The following is a 25,194-nucleotide window of genomic DNA, read 5'->3' as shown; positions in this document are numbered from 1 at the left end:
CGCCATTCCAACCCAACCATCCGTTATTAGATGAGCAACGAGAGCAGCCTACAACGCTTTATTGAAGCCCAGGAAACATCGTATACTACCGCTTTGTCGGAGGTTAAGCGGGGCCGAAAGCAGACCCATTGGATGTGGTACATTTTTCCCCAGCTGAAAGGATTGGGCGTAAGTAGTACCGCCCAGTATTATGGGTTAGCTGATGCCACCGAAGCCGAGCAATATGCGAAGCACCCGGTGCTTGGGCAGCGGCTACTCACGCTCTGCGAGGCCTTGCTAGAGCTTCAGAGTTCGAATGCCACTACCATCATGGGCAGCCCCGACGATGTTAAGCTGAAATCATCGATGACCCTGTTTGGCTCCTTGCCCGGTGCCAATCCTGTGTTTCAGCGCGTGCTAGACAAGTTTTATCAGGGCGCCCAAGATCCGAACACGCTACGCCTACTTAGCCGTTAACGGAGTGCATACGCTCAGTTCTTGATTCGTTGATTGCAAGCAGCACACTTCGTACTGTGTACTACCTGCAACGCTATTCTAGAATAGTACCAAGGGTGTACGAGTGCCCTGCACAATTCTGCCTCCTGTTCCGAGCTGTAAGCAATTATGGTCCGAAACAGGAGGCAGAATTGCGTTAGCGCTTATCATCAGGATAAAAGCGGATTACCTTGAGGCACAACCTCTGCTTCACGCCAATCGTTGTTTCTTGGTACCACTAAGCAGAGGGAAGGATTAGCTGCGTTGTAGCTTTGTTTCCTCATTATACCAATGGAAACGTACGTCTTAGGCGACATTCACGGGGCGGCCCGCGCCCTAACCCAGGTGCTGGAGCGCAGTCCCTTCCGGCCGGGCATCGACCGCCTCATTCACCTTGGCGATGTGGCGGATGGCTGGCCCGAAACACCCCAATGCGTTGAGTTGTTGCTGGCCATTCCTAACAGCATCTGGCTGCAAGGCAACCACGACTGGTGGGTTGCAGAATGGCTCTGTACGCAGCCCCCTCTCCAGGATGTGGATCCTTCTTGGTACCGGCAAGGCGGGCGCGCTACCTACGAGGCCTATCAGCAACTTTCGCAGGCTGAGCTTGGCCGTCATTTTCATAATTTTTTCGGCGAGCAGCTCCCGTATTTCGAGGATGAAGCAAATAATCTATACGTGCATGGCGGCTATGATCCAACGCTACCCATTGCCGAGCAAGACCCTTTCGATTTAATCTGGAACCGTGACTTGTGGGAAGGCAACCAAGTGGCCTCCGCGTACCACGAGTGCTTTATCGGCCACACGCCAACTTGGTCTTACAAGCAAGTGCCTTGCCGCACACACAACGTCTGGAACATCGACCAAGGAGCAGGCTACCGCGGGCGCTTGAGCTTGCTGAACGTACGCACTAAAGACTTTGTGCAAAGTGACTCTGTACCTGAACTTTACCCGGGTGTGCGTGGGCGTTGAAAGATAAATCCCCCTATACTAGTGCCTGCAAGCCAGCACCGTAGCATCCCGCAGGGCGAGCAGCGGCAGAAAAGCGTTTTAACAAGCCTAGCTCATAGTGATGCTTTTCTTATAAGAAAGAGCAAGTTGAGTTCGGTCCTACTAACTGACAAGAATCCGCTGGTTCATTTAGCTTCTTCTTTTACCAAAGAATTAGCGTAGTTCACGATGAAAGCTAACTCACGCGCTACAGTGAAGCTTAGCTGATTTTGTTTGGCGTACTGTTCTAGCAGTTTGGACTGCCCCGAAACACATTCAGCAAATCCTTTTTGGGGTTGCGAAGCGCTATGACATCCCCCGCCGGGGTAGCCAGAAAGAAGTCATCCTTCATTTCGGTGTAGGTACCCGCGTAGCGGCCGGCTCCGTAGGGGTTGCCGTAGCCATACCCCCATACCCATACGGGCTGGCGGTGGTCACAGTACGCTGCATCAACGATTCGCGGCGGAGCAACATACGGGGGCCATTGCTGAGCTGCTCGAAAAATGCCGGCGACTTGAAGTCGCTATAGTCGTTGCCATGGTTCCAGCGGTAAGTCCGGAACACGCGCACCCGGTTCAAATCCGACTCTTCGGTGCGCCGGGAGCTGTACATAGGGTTGCCGTAGTAGTAGCCGTTGCGAGCGTCGTAGAAGTTGTCGTAGTAGCCGGTGGCCCGGCGGCTGTCCCGGTCTTCACCTTTCACCGCAAAGCTATTGATGGCTACCGCCGAGAGCGTCGTGACGGTGCCATCGGGCTGGGCCATCATGAGCACGTCTTGGTCGCGGCGGAGCGTAACTGGGCCCCGAAGCGTGTCGCCGTTGGTAAGCAGGATGGTGCTACCCGCAAATTGTTGAACAAAAGCAGACTGTTGGGCCTCGGCAGTACGGGCCACTGCCAACAGCCCAGCCAAAAGAGTGAAGGCGAAACGATACATGGTCATAGCTGCAGAAAGATAACCGAAAAAACGAGTGGCCGCCGTAGCAGCGTCGTTTTTCAGGACCAGCCCAAAGCCGGCCTTATTATCTGTTCTAACCTAGTATCGTGTTCCTGGGTTCACTGAAACGACTGCCTACATACGTCTACGCCAGGTTCAATCGGGGTCTAGTCGGCCGCCCACGAAGATCGTATCGTTTTTCGCAGCCAACTCCTTCCGAGCCTCTGGTCTTTGGTCGGGCATCTTGCTGGCCGTCCGAAAATACTCTTCCATGGTGCCTGCGGGCTGGTGCATCACAATCAGGCGGGCCGCGCCCTCGCTCGTTTTCACGAAGGCATGCTTTACGTTACGCGGCACGAACAGCGTATCCCCGGTTTTCAGGCGCATAATTTCCTCATCCACCTGAAACTTGAACTCTCCGTCGAGCACATAAAACCATTCGCCCATTTTAAGATGCACGTGCAGAATAGGGCCTATTTTGCCCCGCCGCAACGTGTCGAAAATGACGCAACGGCCCTGCGTATCCTTAGCCGACACTTTCACGGTAAATGTGGCATCCAGGAACTCGAACGGCTCGTTGGTCCGGTCGTCGCCGTTTCTAACTAAAATTCCTTTATGGGAGGCTCGTCTGTCATACCGTCTAGAAGCGGAAAAGCCAAGGCTGACGGAGCGGCATAAGCTACCGCTGGAGCGGCCATAGATAGTTGCAAAAAAGAGCGTCGTTGCATGGCTTGCCGTATAATAGTGCCGACTTAATATATAGTTCAACCTTATGAGAATCAATGCATTCACATGTATATGTGATGTATGCACAAGAAGTTGAACAATAAAAAGCCCCGTACGATTACCGTACGGGGCATCTAACTGAAGCTGTTGGGCTAGTTTATTTGACCTCCAAAGCTGTATCAGGGCTCACATGCGGAGCGAGGCTGGCGCTCATGATGGTATGCCCGAGTTTGTCGCGCTTGGTGGCAAGGTAGCTCTGGTTGTGCTCGTTGGGCTCGATTTCAATGGCCACCGATTCCACGATTTCCAGACCGTAGCCAATCAGGCCGGTACGCTTGCGCGGATTGTTGGAGAGTAAGCGCATCTTGCTGATACCCAAGTCGCGCAGAATCTGCGCGCCCACTCCGTAATCCCGCTCGTCCACTCCGAAACCAAGCTCCACGTTGGCTTCTACGGTGTCGCGGCCTTGCTCCTGAAGCTTGTAGGCCCGTAACTTATTGAGCAGCCCGATACCACGGCCTTCCTGGTTCATGTACACGATTACGCCTCGGCCTTCGCGCTCGATCTGCTCCATGGCTTTGTGCAGCTGCGGGCCACAGTCGCAGCGGCAGCTCCCAAAGATGTCGCCCGTGACACAGGAGCTATGCACGCGCACCAGCACCGGCTCGGGAGTTGAAATATCGCCTTTCACCAAAGCCAAATGCTGAGCACCGTTAGAGCTTTGCGTGAACGAATACAGGTCGAAGTCGCCCCATTGAGTGGGCATCCGCACCGAAATATCGCGCGAAATCAGGCTTTCTTTGGCTAAACGGTACTTGATTAAATCTTGCACCGAAATCAGCTTCAGATTCCACTTAGTAGCCACGGCACGCAACTCAGGCAGCCGGGCCATTTCGCCGTCTTCGCGTAGTATCTCTACTAGTACACCAGCTGGTTCGAAACCAGCTAAGCGGGCTAGGTCTACGGCGGCTTCGGTGTGTCCGGCCCGGCGCAGCACGCCTTCTTTGCGGGCTTTTAACGGGAAAATATGGCCAGGCTTCCCCAGCTCATCGGGCTTGGTTTCGGGGTCGATGAGGGCCAGAATCGTCTTGGAACGGTCGGAAGCCGAAATGCCGGTGGTCACGCCATTCTTCAGCAAATCAACGCTGACGGTAAAGGGCGTGGCGTGCAAGGCGGTATTGCGGCCTACCATCAACTCCAACCCTAGTTCTTCGCAACGGTCCTCAACAAGTGGGGCACACACAAGGCCCCGGCCGTGAGTGGCCATGAAATTGATGATTTCGGGCGTAGCACACCGGGCCGCGCAAATAAAGTCGCCTTCATTTTCGCGGTCTTCGTCGTCTACTACTACTACTACCTTGCCTGCCCGGATATCGGCAATGGCATCTTCTATGGAATCAAGCATGGAAAGCTGATTTTACGCTGATATAAAAGGATTTCGCGGGGTGTCGCTGTTGGCAACTTAACCGCAAAGCTGAAGAACAACTATCAACAGTGGTGCGAAGTTACGAGAGGTGAGATTGTAAGTGCTGAAACGATAAAATTGATAGATAAGAAAAGGCAAAGTTGACTCCTTCCTTGTGCCGCTAGCACAGGTAGAACATCCACTTCGCCTTTGCGCGTTTCTCCGTTTTCAGCTTTTACTCTTTCGCCAGTTCAGTGGCTCGTTGCTGAGCGGCTTTTATGCCATCTACCAATGTGTCAGCGAGATTGCCATCGCGGAAGGCGCGCAGAGCAGCTTCAGTAGTGCCGCCTTTCGAGGCCACGTTAGCAATAAGCTGGTCGAGACTTTGGTCGGAGTTGTTGAGCAAGTGGAACGCTCCTAGCATGGTCTGCTTCACCAGCAAACCGGCCACCGATTCGGAAAAACCGAGTTCTTGGCCGGCCCGCATCATGGCCTGCACGATGTAGTAGAAGTAGGCTGGCCCACTGCCGCTCACAGCCGTCACGGCGTCGAGTAGGCTTTCATCTTCCAGAAAAATAGAACGACCCGTGGCATTGAGCAGGTTTTCCACTTGGTGCAACTGACTGCGCTCCACTTCTGGAGCCGCCGAAAACCCAGTAATGCCCATGCCCAGTAAAGCTGGGGTGTTGGGCATGGCGCGCAATACCTGCTGGTGGTTGAGTTCGCGCTGCAACCGCGCAATCGGAATACCCGCCATAATGGACACGACCGTCTGCTGGGGTTGCAGCACGCGTCGCAAACCGTCGGCTGCCCGCCCAAAATCCTGCGGCTTCACGGCCACCAGCACCACATCGTAGTCACCGATGGCGGGGGAAACCAGGCCCGTTGGCAACCCCAGCTGGCTAGCGTGGAGGCGCTGGCAGTGCGCGTCGTCGCGGCCTACTAGCAGCATATCGGTGCGGGCTACAAGGTTGTATTGCAGAAACGCCTTAGCAAAAGCCTGCCCCATATTACCGCAGCCCACAATGGCGATGCGTAAGTTTTTGTTCATTTCAATTGGAATTGTTTCTGACGAGCAACCTCCTCTTCTTTAACTGCCACACGTGCTACGTTGGTCAGCACACGCCAAGCACAGCAGGCTTGGCGGCCTCAATAATAAGGCGAAACCAGCAGTCCATAACGCAGTTGTGCCCATAACTCACGGCGGAGCTATGGGCACGAAGCTAAGTTTGGTAGAGAATCAGGAGTAATCCGGGCGATGCTACGCTTGCTTACTTGTTCAAGCTAAACTGTGCTTCGAGCAAGGGAGAAAGTACCGGAATCCGGACGAACATGAGCGTAACCAACAGCAAGCAGAACAACACCACGTACGTCATAAACCACTTACGCGTATAAAGCTTTTCTGAACCTTGCACCGGCGAGTTTTCCAGCAAGCCGATCTTCAAGTACCAAGCGAAGAGCAGGGCGAAGAACGGGAAGCTGAGCAGCAACTCGATGCGGTTTTTGATCAGGAAGATACCGAGGAAGAACGCCGACGTGAGGGCGTAGAAGAACATGGAAATCAGCAGGCTGTTCTCGGTGTAAAACTGGAAAGAACGACGGTAGAGGCCCGCCAACTCCGGGTTCTTGATCAGGCGATACTCAGCGAAGCGCTTAGTAGCCATCAGGTAAGCACCACCCATCCAGTAGGCGATAATGATACTGGAAGGCGGCAAGCTGTGGAAGAAAGCAGCTCCATTGAAGGTAGCCGACGTGAGAGCGGGCGCCACAATGAACCAACCGAGCATGAAGCGAATCGGGTTGTTAACCGACTCCGACAGCACGTCCAGATACACCCGCTCTTTGGTACGGAAAGGACGCACGTTGTAAATCACGCCCATCACCAGCAGGAAGATGGAAATAAGCAGGAACTGAACGTTGATTTGGTAAGCCAGGAAGAAGCCAACGGCACCCAGCAAGAACCATTCGCTGTAAACCAGCACTGGGTTTACCACCCGTACCACAGAGGTACGCTGCTTTTTGAGGGGGTGAAACTTGTCGAACTCGGCATCGAGGTACTCGTTGATGACGTAGTTGGCCGAAGCAACCAAGCAGGTGCTGATCAAGCCAAGCACGAGCTTAACGAAGAGAGCAGTGTCGAGCGGAACCTTGTAGATGATGAGAGCGAAGAGCACGCCCGGCATCATAAACACGTTCTTCACCCAGTTGTCGGGCCGGGCAATGGCAATGTAATCAGCTATACCAGCTGGCACCCGGGTCACGAGACCGTCGGTCGGCATAACCTCAGGAGAGGCAGAAATAGACGCTTTATCCATGAGCGGGAGTCGTTAAAGTGGCGACAAGTTGGTTTTCTAGTTGTTTGTAGAAAGTGAATTGGTCGAATGGCTGCTTGTCAACAATCAGACAAGGCATACCGGCGCGCTCAGCGCAAACGCCGTCGAGTTCGGGTCGGTCGCCAATGAAAAGGCACTCGGCGGGCGAGATACCTAGTTCGGCCGTGAGGTAAAGCAAGCCCTCGGGGCGGGCTTGAGGTGATTGATGTGCGGATCGGTAGAGCTGACGATGATGTCAGCAGCTAGGTTCATAGCATCAAGCTTATCTTGAGCTGGGTAGTCAGAGTAGATGCCAATGGTAATACCCCGTTGGCGCAGAGCAGAGAAAAAGGATTGCGCGCCGGGGTATACGCAACTTGCTAGATATTGGTTGGGATGATGAAACATCCAGTAGTCGACTACGCGCTTGACTTTCTCGAAAGGATATCCGCCAGCATCGGCACACCAAGTGTACTGCGCATTTTGTAGATCAGGTATCGACTGGCCTGGGCGTTTCTCCCGTTCGGCGCGAAACTTTTGCAGAATGCGCATTTCCTGCAGCCGCCAAGGACGAAGAGCATAGTACCCAAGTAGGTCAAAGAGCATTTTCGAGCGAAGCCGGGATTGATTGTACAACGTACCATCGACGTCGAAAATCACTGCTTTTACTCTTTCCCAATTAACCTTTTCCAAGTATATCATTATTTAAATGTAAAACTATAGTAAGGCTGTATGCACCAAACATATGATTGTATTTTCCATATGTTAAATAGCAATCCTCACAGTAAGCTTTAAATTATACTTTTTCAAAATTATGCCATATAAAGCATTAATCCTAATTGATATAAAAATATCATAATGTGGGAAATCAATACAATCGTTTGTTTAGTACCTTAAACGCAGCTTTTATTCAGTATAGTCAAATAAAAAAGTGATATAATACCAAATAGCATACTTTGCTTACTAAGATCTAGTGCAATCGTATGAATAGCCGTTATTAAGCGTTAAGACAACTGATAATCTGCGTGAATAAAGCGCATTAGCATCAATGAGTATTTTACGCCGTTACGCTGCTTGTTGCTCAGTTGAATAGAAAAGGCTTGGAGCCTTGAACTAAGCACCCCTCCCACTGGTGGGACTTTCGAGACCTTGCCATTTAGCTAGTATGAGCAAGAGGAAAGTTGAGTTGCTAGCGGCGCTTGCTCAAACAGCTCGCTAATTATAGTGGTGAAAGCCTTCGGCAAACCAGTCGATTTTTAGCTGGCTTTTATTCCCTCAAATAATGCTTCGAGTTGGTTGGTAGATGCTTCCCAATCGTAGTGCTCCTGCACAAACTCCCGGCCTTGCCTTGCCAGCCGAGTTGCTAAATCAGAGTCGGTTAGTAGGGAAGTAATGCATTCGGCAAGTTCTGCTGCTGATTCCCCAACTAGCAAATCTTGGCCGGCGCGACCATGCAAGGCATTATTGGCTAGCGGCGTAGTAACACAAGGCAGCCTCATGGCCATGGCTTCAAGCAGTTTGTTCTGCAAACCCGTCCCAACTCGCATGGGGGCTACAAACACGCGAGCAGCAGTATACGCATCCCGAATATCGTCGATCCAGCCGCTAATCGTAACCGCGTCTGAGGCCAAGGCTAACACACGTGGCGCGGGTGTAGTACCCGCAATAAGTAGCCGTGCAGCCGGGTGTATGCGCCGAACCAGCGGTAAAATCTCGAGGGCCAAAAACTCGACGGCATCCACGTTGGGGTGGTAGCTCATGTTGCCGCAGAACAGAATATCGTGTATTTTGGGATCAGCACGTGGCGCGAAGAAATCGGTATCGATGCCGTTGCGCACAATGCGAATTTCCTCGCGCCGTGGGTGCTCGATGAGCTGCCGGTCTTGCTCGGAGATGATGGTGTGATGTTGAAACCAATTGAAGGCGGCGGCTTCGTATGTCTGTAGGCTGCGGCCTTCACGGGCGTACACCATGCTTTCAGCCCAAGAACTCTGATCGGCACGGCGCAACATTCCCGTCGAGAATACATCCATGTAATCCAGCGTCATGGGCAAGCGGCCGGCGTACGAGCGCACGTACTGCGCCATCCGAATAAGCTGGCAGTAGACGTGGTCGGGCTGAAACTCTCTTATTAGTGCATCGAGTTGGCGCTGCACGCGGGCATCGTAGAAGTACCCTACCTGAAAAGGCAATCCTTGAAGCAAAGCCAGCGCCATGTTGCGGGCAATACCCGGCCGACGCAGGCGCTGCACGTGTAAGCCCCCAGCGCATAAGGGCCGCACGGCTTCGTAACCGGCTGTTGAAACCTCTTCATCGGAAAGGCAAAAGAGGCAGACTTCGTGGTGGCGGGCCAGGTAACGCAGCTGATGGTAGGCCCGCAGTTTATCCCCTTTGTCGAGGGGAAACGGAAAGCGAGACAGTAGAACAAGAAGCTTCATGGCCGGCAAACTTACGCCGTTTCAACCCGGCGCTGCTGCACCACGCTGTACAAGTCCAGAAAACGCTCCACCACCCGCCGATTATCATAGAGGCGCACGATGGTATGGGCCGCCTCGTGCCCAATGAGGTCAGCGGGCAGTTGGCCGTGGTAGTAGCGCCCAATGGCTTCCACCCAAGCCGCTGGGGTGTCGCGCAGCACGATGTCGTGTTCGTTGTGGACGTGAATGCCTTCGGCGCCTAATGTGGTGCTCAGAATGCACTTGCCCAACGCCATACCCTCGATGATTTTGATGCGCATGCCGCCCCCACTGAGCAAGGGTACCAGCATCACCTCGTACTGCTGCATAAACTGCTGAGCCGACTCGACAAAGCCATGCACCACAACGTTAGGCAACTGCAACTCCCGAAACCGAGCTGGCATTTCCTTACCGGCCAGATGCAGTTCCAGCTTTGGGTATTGAGCGTGTACTTGCGGCCAGATTTCGGTTAGAAACCAGTCAAGGCCTTCTTGATTGGGCAGCCAGTTCAGCGTACCAATCATAAATAAGGTATGTGGCTTGGGCTGAATGGATGAATCAAGCTGAAACCGCTCCAGATGCACACCAGCCGGCACAAAAACCACCGGTTCCTGGCAGCCTAAGTCCCGCAGGCGTTGCTGGTCGGGCTCGGTAATAGCCGCTACGGCGTCGAAGCGCGGCAGATAGTATTGCTCGAACTGCTGCATTCGGCCGGCCAAATGACGCAGGTATAGTCTTTTGAGAGGGTTTCGCTCGCGCCGCGCCAGCATCTGCCAGATAGTGTACTCCACGTTGTGCGCCCGCACCACCACCGGTACATCGGGCGCTACGCGCCGCACTACGCTTTCGTACCAGGCCACAAACGTGCCTTCTAACTGGACGATATCTACTTCCTGCGTCCGCAAAATCTCGGCGAGCTGTTCGGCCGCTTCTTCGCTTACAAACCGCTCCACGTTGTAGGGAAGCTTGCTCGCCAGCAGATTGCGCAGGGCTTTGGTCGGCGAAAGGCGCGTGTCCACATCCACTGTCACGAGGCGCAAGTTGGGGCCGAGGTGGGCCAGGGCGTCGTCGGGCTGGTGGTGTTTGGGCGTGTTCAGGGCCAGTACCGTAACGCGGTGCCCCGCCCGAATGAGACCCGCTGCCACGTCGTACATAGCAATAGCGCCCCCGTCGGTGGGGGAAAAGGAACGCGCGGACAAACTTGCAGAATATGCACGTTAGAGGAAGTGGGTTGGGCCGGCAAAGCTACAAAGAACGTGCAGGCGGCAAAGCCAATCGTGGCCTTGCCCCCTGGCTGACTGCGCTACGATAACTCCAATGATGGCAGCTGACTTAGATGAGCCGCGTAGCGGTTACTTTTCAACTTACTCTTCACCCCTATGCTCGGAACAGCTTTATCAACGCATTTATCTGCTCGTCGGTGCCTAGAAACAGCAGCACATCACCAGGCACAGGCACAACATCGGCATTGGGGCTCACTTGCAACTCTCCCTCGTGGTGTTTGAGACCGATGACGGTAGCTCCGGTGCGGGAACGGATGTCGAGTTCCCGAATGCTGCGGGCGCGCCACTCATAGCGCAACTCCTCGGGGCGCATTTCCTCGAGCCGAAGCTTGTTGGGACCGAGGCCCGAAATCATATCTAAGAACCGAATTACTTCGGGGCGCATCACGAGGTTGGCCATATGGGAGCCACCTATTTCATCGGGCATCACCACCGAATCGGCACCCGCACGCAGGAGCTTGTGCTCACTGGTTTTAAGGCTGGCGCGGGCAATGATTTTAATGGCAGGATTGAGTTCGCGAGCCGTGAGGGCCACAAACACGTTATCGGCATCTTTGGGCAGTGACGTGATGAGGGCCCGGGCGCGCGATACGCCCGCCGCCCGCAAGGTGTCGTCGGCGGTAGCATCGCCGAACACGGCCAGAATGGTACCCTCGTTGGCTTCACTAGCTGCTTTCAGCAATGCCTCATCTTGCTCGACTATAACCACCTGGGCCCCGCTGGCGCGCAGCTCGTGATAGGCTTTGCTGCCATTGCGCCCAAAGCCACACACAATTACGTGGTCTTTGAAGCCGCGAATTTCTTGGTCGGTCCGAAGCATATTGAACATGTTGCGCAGCTCGCCATCAAAGATGTAGGTAGTCAGTACCGACAAGAGGTAGGCGACTACGAGCAGGTTAAAGAAAATGTAAAGCGAAACGAATAGCCGACCCGGGGGCGAAAGAGGATGCAACTCCCCGAAGCCCACCGTGGAAACGGTTATCATGGTCATGTAGAAAGCATCAATCACGCCGAAGCCCTCGATGATCATGAAACCTGCAATGCCAGTCCCGAAGCTGCCGATGGTTAGCAGCACCGCCAGCAAGAATCGACTCAGGTTAAGACGCCTCCACATGTTTTCGGGAATTCTGAATTATGGCACTGAATTAAGAATTTGTTGACAAGAAAGCAAGAATACCCTGTTGTCAAAGCAAAACAAGCAGGCCATACTACACCGACGAACTGCCAATGCCGTTGCATGCAACCTTAGCAATAAGGCACCCTAAGCGCCGCGCGACAACACTGTACCAAGCAACCGGGCCAGTTCATTGTCCATTTGCTTGAGAGCCCGGATGGTTTGCAAGTGCTCCATCATGGTAGCATCGTCAAGCGGATGCCGCAGTGCTTCGAGGCGAGCCGACAACTCCCGCTCCACATTCACTTTGTTGAGGCGCAGAATAGCATTGTCGCAGGCCACTTGAATTAAGTCCAACTCGCGGGGTACATGAATTTGGTGCGTGGTCCAGTTGGGGCTCAGCTCGTACCGCTCGGTGGCCAGCTCAGCTATCAGCGCCCGAATGTCGGAGCGGCTGTGCTGAATAAGGGTACGGATTTCCGGCCAGCGGCCTTGGGTTAGTTCCTCACGGCACAAGTGCAGCAAGTCGGCGTAGATGCCCGTTTTGAAAGGCGTATCGTCGAGCTGCCCAAACAGATACTGCGCCACACTGACTTCCGGGGCCAATGGCTGCGCGGAGTAAAGCAGCAGCAACCGCACCACTTCCCGCTCGCATTGCTCCTGCACGTCCGGAATGGGCTCTAGCTCTTCACGGGTGAGGGTTTGCAAGTCCCCGCCACCGCCCATCAGGTCTTCTGGCGAGGCACCGTACATCAGCGCTTCCGTTTCTTCCTCCGGGCTCATGGGCCGCGGGCGGGGCGCGCGGCAGCTGGTGTTTGTCCGGTGGAAGCAGGACTAGTAGTTCGGGGACGCTGTTCGCTGCCGCTGCTGGTGTTTGTGCTGGGAGCTGCTTTAGGGCTGGCTTGCCGAGAAATTTTGTTGTACTCGGTGATGAGCACTTGTTCGTCGATGCCGAAGGTCTGCGAGGTCTGTTGCAAAAACACCTGCCGCTTAATCGGGTCCGGCACTTTGGCAATGCTTTGCAGCACCTCCCGAATGGCTTCGGCCTTCTTCACCGGATCTTGAGCCGCTTCGCGGGACACCAAGTCAGTTTTGAACTGAATGAAATCCTGGCTGGCTTGGTCGAGGTGCTCCTTGAACTTCTGGTCGCCGACTTTGCGAATGTAGCTGTCGGGGTCGTCGCCGTCGGGAAACAGTACCACGCGCACGTTCAGGCCGCCTTCCAGCAGCATATCAATGCCGCGCAACGACGCCCGAATACCGGCCGCGTCGCCGTCGTAGAGCACGGTTACGTTGTCGGTGTAGCGCTTGATGAGGCGGATTTGGCCGTCGGTGAGCGAGGTACCCGACGAGGCTACCACGTTCTTGATGCCGCCTTGGTGCAAGCTCAGCACATCAAGGTAGCCTTCCACTAAGTAGCACAGTTCCTCAGTCCGGATAGCCTGCCGGGCGTGGTAGAGCCCGTAGAGTACGTCGGATTTATGGTATATCTCGGACTCCGGCGAGTTCAGGTACTTGGCTGTCTTGTCGTTGGGCTTGAGCGTGCGCGCCCCAAACCCAATCACCCGGCCCGAAACGTTGTGGATCGGGAACATCACGCGGCCCCGGAAACGGTCGTAGCGGCGGCCGGTGTCGTGGCCCTGGTCGTCGTCGCGCCGCACCACGAGGCCGGTTTTCTCTAGGTACTTTTGCTCGAAGCCCGCAGCCGTGGCCGATTTTAGCAGGTCGTCCCACTGATCGAGGGAGTAGCCTAGCTCGAAGGTAGCAATGGTGGTTTGGTTGAGGCCCCGCTGGCGCAGGTAGCTCCACCCAATGCTCTGGCCTTCGTCGCTGCTCTTCAGCAGTTTATGGTAGTGGTCCTTGGCCCAGTTCGAGACGATGAACTGCGAGTCCTTTTCGTTTTGAGCGAGTTGCTGCTCGGGCGTTTTTTCTTCTTCCTCGACCTCGATGCCGTACTTCTTGGCCAGGTACTTCAGAGCTTCCACGTAGCTGGTGCCCTCGATGTCCATGATGAACTGCACCACCCCGCCCGCTTTGCCGCACCCGAAGCACTTATAGAGTCCCTTGGCCGGGGCCACTGAAAAGCTCGGCGATTTTTCGTGGTGAAACGGGCAGCAGGCCCACATGTTCTGGCCTTTCCGTTTCAGGCTAACAAAGTCACCAACCACCTCCACAATATCGGCGTGGTGAATAATTTGATCGACTAGTTCTTTCGGGATGCGGGCCATACTACCGGCAAAGGTAGGCAGGATACTGCGCGTTGTAGCGCTTCTGTTTACGGTAACCCTAAGTAGCTGTTACGCCCCAAGGAAAAGCAGGTATTCAGTGCCGCAACCAGAGCGAACCTCGTGGCCGCGTGTACCCTGCTGCATCCTTCCGAGCGTAAGGGCAACCTCCTACCCTATTTCGGGGTTATCTTTGTAGTTCGCATTCGTATTTCCCTACTCACGATATGGCTATTACCCAAGAAGACGTCCTGAAGGCCCTCAGCTACGTGGAGGAGCCCGATTTGGGCAAAGATCTTGTCACGCTCAACATGATTGAGGACGTGCACATCGACGGCCGCACCGTGTCGTTTACAGTGGTCCTCACTACCCCGGCTTGTCCGCTTAAAGAACTGATTCACAATGCCTGCGTCCGAGCCATCCACACCATGGTGGACAAGGATGCCGACGTGCAAATCAAGATGACTTCGCGCGTGACCACCATGCGCCAAAACCGCGACATCCTACCCGGGGTGCGCAATATTATTGCCATTGCCTCGGGCAAAGGCGGGGTGGGCAAAAGCACCGTTACGGCCAACTTGGCCATTGCTTTAGCTAAAACCGGTGCCAAAGTTGGACTAGTTGACGCCGACATTTCGGGCCCGAGTATGCCCCTGATGTTTGGCGTGGAAGATGCCCGCCCGCACGTATTCCGCACGCCCGACGGCCGCAACCAGATTCAGCCTATTGAGGCGTACGGTGTGAAGATTATGAGCATCGGCTTTCTGGCGCCTGCTGAAAGCGCCATTGTGTGGCGTGGCCCTATGGCCTCGTCGGCCCTCAAGCAGTTCATCACGGAAGTGGATTGGGGCGAGCTAGACTACCTGCTCCTCGACATGCCCCCCGGAACCTCCGATATTCACCTGACCATGGTGCAAACCGTGCCCGTTACGGGTTCCGTCATCGTGACCACGCCGCAAAAAGTAGCACTGGCCGATGCCGAGAAAGGGTTACAGATGTTTCGGCTACCGCAAATCAACGTACCCGTATTAGGCGTAGTCGAAAACATGGCGTGGTTTACGCCTGCTGAACTACCCGAAAACAAGTACTTCATCTTCGGAGAGGGTGGCGGCACGGCTCTGGCTGAAAAGCACCAAGTGCCGCTACTCGGCCAGATTCCGCTGGTACAAAGCATCCGCGAGAACGGCGACTACGGCACCCCGGCTATCCTGCTAAGCGGCACTCCCGCCGCTGAGGTATTCGGTCAATTGGCTGAGGAACTAGCCCGGCAAGTATCCATCCGCAACGCCGTAGCTCCTAAGACGAATATCGTGGAAATGAACTCGTAAGAGTTGTCATCCAAAATTGTAACCCGTCCTGCGAAGCATATTTAGGCATTTAGTGTACTGACATTGTCAGCGTAATTAGCACGTTATGTTGCGCTTGCCGAAGCATCTCGCGTGCTGGTGGTAGAACACAATACAATCAGACCGTCATGCTGAGCGGAGCCGAAGCATCTCGCGTGCTGAGGTTGGAATAGTAATCCGACGTCAGCACGCGAGATGCTTCGACTGCGCTCAGCATGACAGGTAGCGCTGCAACAACAGTAAGCGAGTGCTTTGAGGCTAAGTAGGCAATAGAAGTTCGGCCACTTTTGGCCTATGCTTAGCGAAGGGAACTAGTTGATAACTGTTTGGTCTTTGGGTTATAGAAGTGCCTTGTATGTCCGGTGCGTGGGTTATTCGGATGCTAAGCTCAACGCTAGCGCTTCGGTAACTTTACCGGCTTAAACTTGGTTTACTTTTTACTCGCCAGAAGCCTTACCTTTGCATTACCTCATGGTTGACTTGCATCTACAGAAGCAGGCAAGTCAGTAAAATCAGTGATTTATGACGCATTCCGCTGCCGTAGAAGACCATCCCCTCCTATCACGTATTGAGTTGGCGCTGGACAGCATCCGCCCGTATCTGGCAGCTGACGGCGGCAACGTGCGGGTATTGGAAATCACCGACGACATGGTGTTGCGCCTGGAACTGCTCGGGGCCTGTGGCACCTGCCCCATGTCGCCGATGACGCTGAAAGCCGGTGTGGAAGAATCGGTGAAAAAAGCCGTACCGGAAATTCGGTCTGTTGAAGCTATCAACATCACCCCTATGTCGGAACAGCCGGCGGGTCAAACTGGCCATCCTGTATCCCCTATCCCGGTACCTACCCCTCAGTTTTAAGCTTTTCCTATTTAGTTAATGCGCCCCGCTCCTACTGGTTTCCGGTAGAAGCGGGGCGCACTGATTTTGGGGCGGGTGGTGCGCACGGGTCGTGAGGCTGTTCTCACAACTTTGCAATAGTATTTACCCATCGTCAGTTTATCAAGAACTGTATTCTTGGTTTACTCGAATTTCACCCTGCCCAAAACAAGCTACATAGTAGTCTTGATATGGATCATTACCAGTTCTATTCAAGCACCACTGCCAATCAACTATATCTACCGTAGCTGGAATTATCAGTTTACTGTCTCCCGCAAACTCTATTGTCAAGTTGCCTACTTGATCTAGCTTCAATCCCACAACCTCTTTCCTCATATGAGCTGCCACAACAGCAGATTTGCTGATGTAGTCTTGATCGACGCAGTTTTGGTAAGAAGGATAATTATCCTTCAGCCCTTTAGTAATCAATATTTCGTCTTCTGAAATAATATCATGAGCTACAAGAATATAGCTTCTAAAATATAAAGCCCAAGTATCACCAACACCAAAACGGGATATAAAATCGCCCTGAAGTATACCGGTCAATATGCCAAGCGTGTCCATTTTACCAGTTCATAAGCTGCTATATATTTCGTCACTTCCCATTCCTCAATAATTGGAGTAAAAGGTCTGGCTTAAGATACTAGCTCTACTTAGGTTCATCTAACCTTCTGTTGAGTTTACTCGTCATTTGGCCGACGGCTCTACCTTTACCGTTCCTACTATCACCTATCCGCCCTATGGCCAACCTGAACGACCCCGCGCTGCGCTCCTGGATTGATATTCCGCCGATTAGTGATTTTCCGATTCAGAACCTGCCCTTTGGGGTGTTCGAAACCGAAGACCGGGGTACCCGTTTGGCCGTGGCTATTGGAGACTATGCGTTGGATTTGTACGCCGTGGCGCAGTTCGGCTTTTTTTCTGATTTGGACCTCGGACCAAAAATGCCGAAGGTTTTTCGGCGCCGCACCCTCAACCAGTTTATTTCCTTGGGCCGGCCGGCTTGGCGGGCCGTGCGCGAGCGGGTGAGTGAGCTGCTGCGCCACGACAACGAAGCCCTCCGTTCCGACGAGGTGATGCGCGAGTGCCTGGTTCGCCAGAGCGAAGTACGGATGTTGCGGCCAGTGAAACCGAGCAACTACACCGACTTCTACAGCAGCATCGAACACGCTACCAACGTGGGCATGATGTTCCGCGACCCGGCTAATGCCTTGCTGCCTAACTGGCGCCACCTACCCATCGGCTACCACGGTCGGGCTAGCAGCATTGTGGTGTCGGGCACGAATATCCGTCGGCCCAACGGACAGCGCAAAGCGCCGGATGCCGACACGCCCACCTTCGGCCCTTCGCAGCAGCTAGACTTCGAACTGGAAATGGCTTTTGTGGTGGGCAAAGGTTCGGCCCTTGGCGACTCTATCCCGTTGCAGTACACCGAAGACCACATTTTCGGGTTGGTGCTGTTCAATGACTGGAGCGCGCGCGACATTCAAAGCTGGGAATATGTGCCGCTCGGGCCGTTTCTGGGCAAAAGCTTCGGCAGTAGCATTTCACCTTGGGTGGTCACGCTCGATGCGCTGGAGCCGTTCCGCGTGCCCGGCCCGGTGCAGGAGCCGGAGCCGCTGCTGTACTTGCGTCAAGTCAACGCTCACAACTTCGATATAAACCTGGAAGTAGGCTTGCAGCCCGAAGGCAGCCTTGAAACTGTAGTTTCCCGCACCAACTTTCAGCACATGTACTGGAGCATGGCGCAACAGCTCACCCATCAAAGCAGCAACGGGTGCAACCTCGAAGTGGGCGACCTATACGCTTCCGGCACCATCAGCGGCCCCACTCCCGACTCACTCGGCTCGATGCTAGAACTTGCTTGGCGCGGCACCCGGCCCGTAGTTCTGCCAAGCGGGGAAGAACGCAAATTCCTGCACGACGGCGACACCGTGACCATGCGCGGCTATTGCGAAAACAACGGCATTCGCATCGGTTTTGGAGAAGTAACTGGCACTGTGCTACCCGCAGCAATAAGCTAAAGATTAGTGGCACAGCCTATCAAAACAAGCCCCGACTCAGCAATGAGTCGGGGCTTGTTTGTTGAAAAGGGAGAAGCCGCTTATGCGTTAGTATACGCCACATTGAACCGGCCTTGGTGGTAGCGCACCTTGGAAATAGAACCGTAGTCGATATCCAGCCGAAAGGCGTTGGCTAGCGGCAAGCCTAAGAAATAGCACAGCATACTCCTGATAACGGCCGAATGGCAGAAGATCAAAGCTACCTGCGGGCCGTCGGGCTGCGCTAGCGCGTCATCCAGAAAGGCAGTGGTGCGAGTTTGCAGGTCGAGGAAGCTTTCCCCGCCGGGTGCGGGCACTTGCACATAGTCGGCCATCCAGGGGTCGAGTTCGGCGGCGGGCAGGGTGTTCCACGGTTGCAGCTCCCAACGGCCGAAGTCGTATTCCCGGAGTCGGTCGTCGAAGTGGATGGGACCGGGCACCAAGGCTTCGGCTAGGCAGCGGCAACGGGTGAGCGGACTACTGTATGTAGTTACCGGACCCGCGGCCAGTATTGGCGCTAAGCGGGCGCCCACGGCGGCCTCGTCTTCCGGGTAGGTGGCGGCGACGGGCACGTCGGAGCCACCGTAGCAGATGCCAGCCGCGGTAGCTACCCGGGTATGACGGATCAAGTATAATTCCATAGTTGAGAACAAAAGAACAGATATACCACTAACTCCGCTACTTGTTGGGTGGCACCCAAACAGTCGCCGGTGTAGCCACCGATCCAGCGAGTGAAATAGCGAGCCAAGTAGGTTTTCACGAGCCACAATGGCAGCAGCACCAGCAACAGCCAGCCGTTGCGCAACCAGGCAGCATACGCCAGCAAGGGCAGCAGCCCCAACAGCAAGCCTATGCCAAACTCCGTCGCGCTTAATTTCTTGGCGATAGGCTTGGCTTTGCTGTCCTCGTTTTCGCGGGCGTACTCATGGGTATAGATAAACGAAAGCGCAGTGGCCCGGCTCAAAGAATGCCCTATCACAAGCACCGGAATCAGCGACTTGAGGTGAAAGTGTTCACCATACACCACCGCTTTCAGCGTCAGAAACTTCAGGGCCAGCATCAGCCCCAAGCCCGTCACACCATAAGTGCCGAGGCGGCTGTCTTTCATGATTTCGAGGATGCGCAGCTTGTTCCAGCCGCCCCCAAATCCGTCGCAGACATCAGCAAAGCCGTCTTCGTGGAAAGCCCCCGTGAGCAGAATGCTGGCCACCATGCTTAGCAACAGAGCGACTTCCAGCGGGAAAAAGAAGTGCAATATCCACCAGACACCCGCCGCCGCGCCACCCACTATCCAGCCGATAACCGGGAAGTAAACCGTGGACTTGTTGAGGTTTTCTTCGGAATGCCCCACCCACTTCGGACACGGAATGCGGGTGTAGAACATGAGAGCCGTAAAGAACAGCTCGACTTGCCGGCGCATCATGCCGTAACGGGCATTGGCTCCGTGCTCTGGCTCACTCCGGCACTCTCGAAGGAAGCCATTTCGTTGAGGAAATTAACGGCCGCCACTAGCAGCGGATACGCCAGCGCGCAGCCAGTCCCCTCTCCGAGCCGCAAATTCAGATTCAATAGAGGCTGCGCGTGCAAGTGAGCCAGCATCAACTGATGCCCGGTTTCTTCGGATTGATGACAGAATACGCAGTACTCGCGCACCGCCGGGTGCAGGGCAGTTGCCGCCAACAAAGCCGCTGTAGCAATAAACCCATCAATCAGTAACACCAGACCCTGTTCCGCGGCACCGAGCATGGCGCCCACCATCTGCACAATTTCAAAGCCACCGAATGCGGCCAGCACTTCCAACGGTTTAGTTAGGGCAGCGTGCTGCTGAGCAGCGGCCGTTAGTATGGTGGCTTTGTGGCTGAGTTGCTCGTCGTCGAGGCCTGTGCCGCGGCCTAGACAGTCGGTGAGAGGCCGGCCCGTGAATCGGTGCATCAGCAGGGTGGCCGCCGAGGTATTGGCAATGCCCATTTCGCCGAAACCGAGCACGTTGCAACCGGTGGCGGCTACTTCGCGCGCTAGCTTGGCGCCGGCAGCCAGCGCCTGTTCGCACTGCGCTACGCTCATAGCGGGTTCGTGAAGAAAATTGCGGGTGCCTTCGGCAATTTTTTGGTTGATAACCGCCGGGAAATCAGTGAAACTGCCCTTTACTCCGGCATCTACCACCTTCAAGGCCATGCCCTGCTGCCGGCAAAACACGTTGATAGCGGCCCCACCGCTTAGAAAGTTCAGCACCATTTGGTAAGTAACTTCCTGCGGATACTTGCTTACGCCTTCGGCAGCAATGCCGTGGTCGGCGGCGAAGACGAGCACATGGGGCTGCCGGAGTTGGGACGTGAGGGTTTGCTGAATCAACGCTACCTGATGGGCCAGGACTTCCAATTGCCCAAGCGCGCCTACTGGTTTCGTTTTCCCATCGATTTTGTGTTGAATAGCAGCGGCTAGCTCTTGGTTAAGCGGCCGGATATGGAAGTCGGGCATAAGGCAGGTTTTGGCGCGAAGGTAATGGGCGAAGCGGAACGAGTTGTAGCGCCTGCAGAAACTAAGCGTTTCAACTTACTACTTCTCCAAGTTCAAACACCCCACCTTATTACACACAAAAAGAGGCCCTCGGTGTAGACCGAGGGCCTCTTTTTGTGTGTAACCATTGTTAACTCTACTTCCGGCCGCCGATAATCTCGTCGACTACGGCCGGGTCGAGGAGCGTGGTGGTATCGCCGAGGTTGGAAGTTTCGCCCTCGGCTACTTTGCGCAGAATGCGGCGCATGATTTTACCGGAGCGGGTTTTCGGCAGGCCTGACACAATTTGGATCTTGTCGGGCTTGGCGATTTTGCCGATTTCGGCCACGATGGTTTCGATGATGCTGGCCTCGATGTGCGCCTTGTCATTTTCCTTGTCGCAGACGCCTTCGCGGCAGATGACGTAGGCGTAGATGCCCTGGCCTTTCACGTCGTGCGGGTAGCCCACTACGGCCGACTCCACCACGTTGGGGTTTTGATTGATAGCGTTTTCGATTTCGGCGGTACCGAACCGGTGGCCGCTCACGTTGATTACATCATCGACGCGGCCGATGATGCGGTATAGCCCTTCCTCGTCGCGGCGGGCACCATCGCCGGTGAAGTAGTAGCCGGGGTACGGCGCAAAGTAAGTTTGGCGGGCGCGCTCATGGTCGCCGTAGGTGGTGCGGATGATGCCAGGCCAGCTGTTCTTGATAGCCAAGTAACCTTCCTCGCCGTTGCCTTCAATCTCCTTGCCTTCTTGGTTGAGCAGCACTGGCAGCACGCCCGGCAGCGGCAAGCCAGCGCGAGCCGGCACGCTCGGCGTAATACCGGCCAGCGCCGAAATCATGATGCCGCCGGTTTCGGTTTGCCACCACGTATCCACAACGGGGCAGCGCTCCTTGCCTACGTGCTGGTAGTACCAGTACCACGCTTCCTCGTTAATGGGTTCCCCCACCGAGCCCAACACCCGCAACGAATCCAGCGAGTAGCTCAGCACGTTGTCGAGGGGGCGGCCATCAGGCTACGAATGGCTGTGGGTGCCGTGTAGAACACGCTTACTGAGTGCTTGTCAATCACTTCCCAAAAGCGGCCCGGGCTCGGATACGTTGGGATGCCCTCGAACATGAGCGTGGTAGCGCCCGCCAGCAACGGGCCGTAAAGCAAGTACGAGTGTCCCGTTACCCAACCAATGTCGGCGGTGCACCAGTAGATGTCGTTTTCCTCCACCTGAAATACGTTGCGGAACGTGTAGTCTGTCCAGACCATGTAGCCGGCCGTGCTGTGTACCACGCCTTTGGGCTTGCCGGTGCTGCCCGAGGTATAGAGGATGAAGAGCGGATCTTCGGCATCCATTTCTTCGGCGGGGCAGCTTTTGGCTACGTCCTCGGCTTCCTCGTGGTACCATACGTCGCGGCCCTCTTTCATTTGCACGGGCCAGCCTAAGTGCTCGACTACAATGACGCGGCGCACCGAAGGGCAATTTTCCAAGGCCTCATCCACCACGCGCTTCACCGGAATCTGTTTGGCGCCGCGGTTCAGGCCATCGGCCGTGAGTACCACGCTAGCCTGCGCGTCGTTCACTCGGTCGGCAATGGCGGTGGCGGAGAAGCCGGCGAATACCACGGAGTGCACCGCACCAATGCGAGCGCAGGCCAGCACCGCTATAGCCAGCTGCGGAATCATGGGCATGTAGAGGCATACCCGGTCGCCCTTTTCCACTCCGTTATTGTGCAGCACGTTGGCAAACTTGCAAACCTCTTGGTGCAGTTCGCGGTAGGTCAGGCGCAGGTGGCGGGTCTTGGTATCGTTGGGCTCGTAGATGATGGCCAGCTTGTTGCCGCGCGTGGCGAGGTGGCGGTCGAGGCAGTTTTCGGTGATGTTGAGGCGGGCTCCCCGAACCACTCGTTTTTGCCGGCCGCCATGTCAGAATCGAGCACCTTGTCCCACTTGCGGCGCCAAGTGAACGGCTCGGCTACCTCCGCCCAAAACTGCTCGGGGTTTCGATGCTGCGGCTGTAGGCATCCTGATACTCTTCCAGGGTACGGATGCGGGCGTGTTTCGTGGGTGCTTCGGGCATGGGAATATGAAATTGTGAAGTGGAGAGGTTGTGAATTTCAGTTCTGGTAAGCGCTACGCTTTTGCTAGTTTATTCTAAAGCGAGGAAACCTAGTTTTTATAGCTGGTTTCTTTGTTCATTTGAGTGTTGAGGGTAACCGATAATCGTTGTTAACGATGCCAATACACTTCAGAACGTCATGCTGAGCGCAGCCGAAGCATCTCGCGTGCTGAGGTTGTGGTGCTGAATGAAATTACCATACTAGCGAGATGCTTCGGCTGCGCTCAGCATGACGGGTACTTTGGCAACGGCAGCACGCCAGAGGCTGCGGCTTTGTTGCGCGGCACTCGACAGGAAGGGCAGATAGAGTTGTGCAACGACTGGTCAACGACTCTTACCCTTTCTCATCGTAGAAAACGGATATACTAGGTTTAGCTTGTTCATTCATTTTATTCTGTTTACCGAAAGGTTAGTGGGTGAGGTCGTTGGCTAGGCTTTCAAATGCCTGCCCTATTTGTCGCCTTTCTAGCACCTCTTTGATTTCCGTTAGAATCAGGGGGTCGTCGATGGTGGAAGGGATGGTGAAGGCCTCTCCGTCGGCGAGCTGACGCATAGTTTTACGCAGGATTTTGCCAGACCGAGTTTTGGGCAGACGCTTGACAACAACCGCTTGGCGGAAGCTCGCTACGGCCCCGATCTTTTCACGAATAAGGCTAACTAGGTCTTGTTCCAACTGCTTTTCTTCTATGACTTGTCCGTCTTTGAGTACAACGAGGCCCACCGGGCGCTGGCCGCGAAGCGGGCACGCAATACCCAACACGGCACATTCGGCTACGGCCGGATGCGTAGCCAGCAGTTCCTCCATTTGGCCGGTGCTTAGGCGGTGGCCCGCCACATTCATCACGTCATCGACGCGGCCCATGATGAAGAGGTACCCTTGTTCGTCTCGGTAGCCCCCGTCGCCGGAGAGGTAGTAGCCGGGAAGGTGTCGAGGTAGCTTTGCTGGAAACGAGCATCATCTTGCCAGAGCGTGGGCAAACAGCCGGGCGGCAATGGCAGTTTTACGGCCACCAACCCAGTGGTGGTAGCGGGTACGGGGTGGCCGGCTTCGTCGAGAATCTGCACATCATAGCCGGGTACGGGGTGGCCCGCTGAGCCGGCGCGGGCAGAGGCATGTCGGCCAGCCCCACCATAGTCGCCAGCATCGGCCAACCCGATTCGGTTTGCCACCAGTGGTCTACTACGGGCACGTTCAATACCTGTCCGGCCCAATCATAGGTGGCAGGGTCGCACCGCTCGCCAGCCAGGAACAAGTAACGTAGGCTAGATAAATCGTAGCGGCATGCCAGCAGCCCTTCGGGGTCTTCCTTCTTGATAGCCCGGATGGCGGTAGGTGCCGTAAACATGACACTGACTTGGTAGTCGGCCAGCAAGCGCCAGAAGGTGCCGGCATTGGGCGTGCGCACCGGCTTGCCCTCAAACAGCACCGAGGTGCAGCCGTGCAGCAGCGGCCCGTACACTATATAGCTGTGGCCCACGGCCCACCCAATATCGGAGCCGCTAAACATGGTTTCGCCGGGCTGCAAGCCGTAGATGGCGCTCATGCTGTACTTCAGCGCCACGGCGTGGCCGCCCGTGTCGCGCACTACCCCTTTGGGTTTGCCAGTAGTGCCGGAAGTGTAGAGGATATACAGCGGATCGGTAGCCTCAACGGGCACTGCTTCTACGGGTGCGGCTTGCAGTAGCTGCGGAAACTCCACGTCGCGGCCAGGTTGCAAAGTAGCCGCCACGAAGTCGCGCTGCAGTACTACCACGTGGGCGGGCTGATGGGTGGCAAGCGCTATAGCAGCATCCACGAGCGGCTTGTAGGGAATCACCTTGTCGAACTCTAGCCCGCCCGAAGCACAAATAATGGCACGGGGCTGCGCGTCATCGATGCGCACGGCCAGCTCATGGGGCGCGAAGCCTCCAAATACCACTGAGTGCACTGCCCCCAACCGGGCGCAAGCCAGCATGGCTACTACCGCCTCCGGGGTGTTGGGCATATAGATGATAACCCGGTCACCTTTCTCTACGCCCAGGTTGCGCAGCCCACCCGCAAAGCGGGCCGTCAGGTCGAGCAGTTCGCGGTAGGTGTAGCGGCGCACTGTGTTGGTCACGGGCGAATCGTAGATCAGAGCCGTTTGCTCGGCCCGGCCATGCGCAACGTGATAATCGAGGCAGAGGTAGGCGGTGTTAAGCTGCCCGCCCCGAAACCAGCGGTAGAAACCTGTGGCTTCTTCCTGGCTTAGCACTGGCTCAGGCGGCTCCCGAAACCACGCAAGCTGCCGCGCCTGCTCGGCCCAAAAGGCCGCCGGGTCGGTTAGACTAGCGCTATACGCCGTGGTGTATGAGGGGTGGGGTTCATGGGCAGACGAAAACGGGGCGGGACGGTATTCTTCTTTTTCAGCGCACAGG

At 55.4% G+C, this 25,194-nt stretch carries 24 protein-coding genes and 1 pseudogene; 5 read left to right on the top strand and 20 right to left on the bottom strand.

Features of this window, described 5'->3' with window-relative positions; all coding sequences use genetic code 11:
- Window positions 1-30 precede the first annotated feature (30 nt).
- Complete coding sequence (locus MUN86_RS10265; RefSeq protein WP_245124953.1) at window positions 31-456, top strand: DUF1810 domain-containing protein; 426 nt, start codon at window positions 31-33, stop codon at window positions 454-456.
- Window positions 457-765: 309 nt separating this feature from the next.
- Window positions 766-1,446: a metallophosphoesterase gene (locus MUN86_RS10260; protein ID WP_245124950.1), complete on the top strand. Its 681-nt coding sequence runs from the start codon at window positions 766-768 to the stop codon at window positions 1,444-1,446.
- A gap of 366 nt (window positions 1,447-1,812) precedes the next feature.
- On the opposite strand, the gene MUN86_RS10255 is transcribed toward MUN86_RS10260, so the two are convergent.
- From MUN86_RS10255 to dnaG, 12 genes are all read right to left on the bottom strand, one after another.
- Entirely contained in the window at window positions 1,813-2,403 is a 591-nt protein-coding gene (locus MUN86_RS10255) for a hypothetical protein (RefSeq protein WP_245124947.1), read from the bottom strand.
- A 150-nt stretch (window positions 2,404-2,553) separates the two neighbouring features.
- Window positions 2,554-2,940, bottom strand: a complete 387-nt coding sequence (locus MUN86_RS10250) for a cupin domain-containing protein (RefSeq protein ID WP_245124945.1) — start codon at window positions 2,938-2,940, stop codon at window positions 2,554-2,556.
- 340 nt (window positions 2,941-3,280) lie between these two features.
- Window positions 3,281-4,528, bottom strand: a complete 1,248-nt coding sequence (locus MUN86_RS10245) for a bifunctional 3,4-dihydroxy-2-butanone-4-phosphate synthase/GTP cyclohydrolase II (protein ID WP_245124942.1) — start codon at window positions 4,526-4,528, stop codon at window positions 3,281-3,283.
- A 235-nt stretch (window positions 4,529-4,763) separates the two neighbouring features.
- Complete coding sequence (gene proC, locus MUN86_RS10240) at window positions 4,764-5,579, bottom strand: pyrroline-5-carboxylate reductase (RefSeq protein ID WP_245124939.1); 816 nt, start codon at window positions 5,577-5,579, stop codon at window positions 4,764-4,766.
- A 220-nt stretch (window positions 5,580-5,799) separates the two neighbouring features.
- Window positions 5,800-6,843, bottom strand: a complete 1,044-nt coding sequence (locus tag MUN86_RS10235) for a UbiA family prenyltransferase (protein WP_245124936.1) — start codon at window positions 6,841-6,843, stop codon at window positions 5,800-5,802.
- Window positions 6,836-7,039: an HAD hydrolase-like protein gene (locus tag MUN86_RS10230; RefSeq protein ID WP_245124932.1), complete on the bottom strand. Its 204-nt coding sequence runs from the start codon at window positions 7,037-7,039 to the stop codon at window positions 6,836-6,838. Before MUN86_RS10230 ends, MUN86_RS10235 begins: the two co-directional genes overlap by 8 nt.
- Window positions 7,015-7,542, bottom strand: a complete 528-nt coding sequence (locus MUN86_RS10225; RefSeq protein ID WP_280640628.1) for an HAD family hydrolase — start codon at window positions 7,540-7,542, stop codon at window positions 7,015-7,017. The genes MUN86_RS10230 and MUN86_RS10225 overlap by 25 nt, the downstream gene beginning before the upstream one ends.
- Window positions 7,543-8,096: 554 nt before the next feature.
- Window positions 8,097-9,278, bottom strand: coding sequence for a glycosyltransferase (locus MUN86_RS10220; protein WP_245124927.1), 1,182 nt, complete (start codon window positions 9,276-9,278; stop codon window positions 8,097-8,099).
- 11 nt (window positions 9,279-9,289) lie between these two features.
- On the bottom strand, window positions 9,290-10,495 hold the full coding sequence (locus MUN86_RS10215) for a glycosyltransferase family 4 protein (RefSeq protein ID WP_245124925.1): 1,206 nt from the start codon (window positions 10,493-10,495) through the stop codon (window positions 9,290-9,292).
- A gap of 178 nt (window positions 10,496-10,673) precedes the next feature.
- Entirely contained in the window at window positions 10,674-11,693 is a 1,020-nt protein-coding gene (locus tag MUN86_RS10210) for a potassium channel family protein (RefSeq protein ID WP_245124922.1), read from the bottom strand.
- A gap of 147 nt (window positions 11,694-11,840) precedes the next feature.
- The gene (locus MUN86_RS10205) at window positions 11,841-12,476 is read right to left on the bottom strand and encodes a hypothetical protein (protein WP_245124919.1); all 636 of its coding nucleotides are present in this window, start codon (window positions 12,474-12,476) and stop codon (window positions 11,841-11,843) included.
- Window positions 12,473-13,921, bottom strand: coding sequence for a DNA primase (dnaG, locus tag MUN86_RS10200; RefSeq protein WP_311181912.1), 1,449 nt, complete (start codon window positions 13,919-13,921; stop codon window positions 12,473-12,475). Before dnaG ends, MUN86_RS10205 begins: the two co-directional genes overlap by 4 nt.
- Window positions 13,922-14,145: 224 nt before the next feature.
- Between dnaG and MUN86_RS10195 the strand changes: the two genes are divergently transcribed.
- A complete protein-coding gene (locus MUN86_RS10195; RefSeq protein ID WP_245124916.1) occupies window positions 14,146-15,246 on the top strand; it encodes an Mrp/NBP35 family ATP-binding protein in 1,101 nt (366 codons plus the stop codon).
- 540 nt (window positions 15,247-15,786) lie between these two features.
- On the top strand, window positions 15,787-16,122 hold the full coding sequence (locus MUN86_RS10190; protein ID WP_245124914.1) for a NifU family protein: 336 nt from the start codon (window positions 15,787-15,789) through the stop codon (window positions 16,120-16,122).
- Window positions 16,123-16,263: 141 nt separating this feature from the next.
- Here the strand turns inward: MUN86_RS10190 and MUN86_RS10185 are convergent, their stop codons facing one another.
- A complete protein-coding gene (locus tag MUN86_RS10185; RefSeq protein ID WP_245124911.1) occupies window positions 16,264-16,704 on the bottom strand; it encodes a hypothetical protein in 441 nt (146 codons plus the stop codon).
- A gap of 176 nt (window positions 16,705-16,880) precedes the next feature.
- On the opposite strand from MUN86_RS10185, the gene fahA reads away from it, so the two are divergent.
- Window positions 16,881-18,164: a fumarylacetoacetase gene (fahA, locus tag MUN86_RS10180; RefSeq protein WP_245124908.1), complete on the top strand. Its 1,284-nt coding sequence runs from the start codon at window positions 16,881-16,883 to the stop codon at window positions 18,162-18,164.
- Window positions 18,165-18,244: 80 nt separating this feature from the next.
- On the opposite strand, the gene cobC is transcribed toward fahA, so the two are convergent.
- From cobC to MUN86_RS10155, 7 genes and pseudogenes are all read right to left on the bottom strand, one after another.
- Window positions 18,245-18,823, bottom strand: coding sequence for an alpha-ribazole phosphatase family protein (gene cobC, locus MUN86_RS10175; protein ID WP_245124905.1), 579 nt, complete (start codon window positions 18,821-18,823; stop codon window positions 18,245-18,247).
- Window positions 18,808-19,605: an adenosylcobinamide-GDP ribazoletransferase gene (locus tag MUN86_RS10170; RefSeq protein ID WP_311181908.1), complete on the bottom strand. Its 798-nt coding sequence runs from the start codon at window positions 19,603-19,605 to the stop codon at window positions 18,808-18,810. Before MUN86_RS10170 ends, cobC begins: the two co-directional genes overlap by 16 nt.
- Complete coding sequence (gene cobT / locus MUN86_RS10165) at window positions 19,602-20,660, bottom strand: nicotinate-nucleotide--dimethylbenzimidazole phosphoribosyltransferase (protein ID WP_245124902.1); 1,059 nt, start codon at window positions 20,658-20,660, stop codon at window positions 19,602-19,604. Before cobT ends, MUN86_RS10170 begins: the two co-directional genes overlap by 4 nt.
- A gap of 175 nt (window positions 20,661-20,835) precedes the next feature.
- Window positions 20,836-22,758, bottom strand: a pseudogene (gene acs, locus MUN86_RS10160) (acetate--CoA ligase).
- Window positions 22,759-23,206: 448 nt separating this feature from the next.
- On the bottom strand, window positions 23,207-23,659 hold the full coding sequence (locus MUN86_RS31180; protein WP_280640627.1) for an AMP-binding enzyme: 453 nt from the start codon (window positions 23,657-23,659) through the stop codon (window positions 23,207-23,209).
- Window positions 23,638-23,862 (bottom strand): hypothetical protein, encoded by a 225-nt coding sequence (locus MUN86_RS31175; protein WP_280640626.1) that lies wholly within the window; start codon window positions 23,860-23,862, stop codon window positions 23,638-23,640. The genes MUN86_RS31180 and MUN86_RS31175 overlap by 22 nt, the downstream gene beginning before the upstream one ends.
- Window positions 23,799-25,193: an AMP-binding protein gene (locus tag MUN86_RS10155; RefSeq protein ID WP_280640641.1), complete on the bottom strand. Its 1,395-nt coding sequence runs from the start codon at window positions 25,191-25,193 to the stop codon at window positions 23,799-23,801. The genes MUN86_RS31175 and MUN86_RS10155 overlap by 64 nt, the downstream gene beginning before the upstream one ends.
- Between the last annotated feature and the right edge of the window lies 1 nt (window position 25,194).

The organism is Hymenobacter volaticus (assembly GCF_022921055.1).
Lineage (GTDB): Bacteria > Bacteroidota > Bacteroidia > Cytophagales > Hymenobacteraceae > Hymenobacter > Hymenobacter volaticus.
The sequence above is the reverse complement of the archived record's forward strand: the minus strand, read 5'-3'. Positions and strand labels throughout refer to the sequence as shown.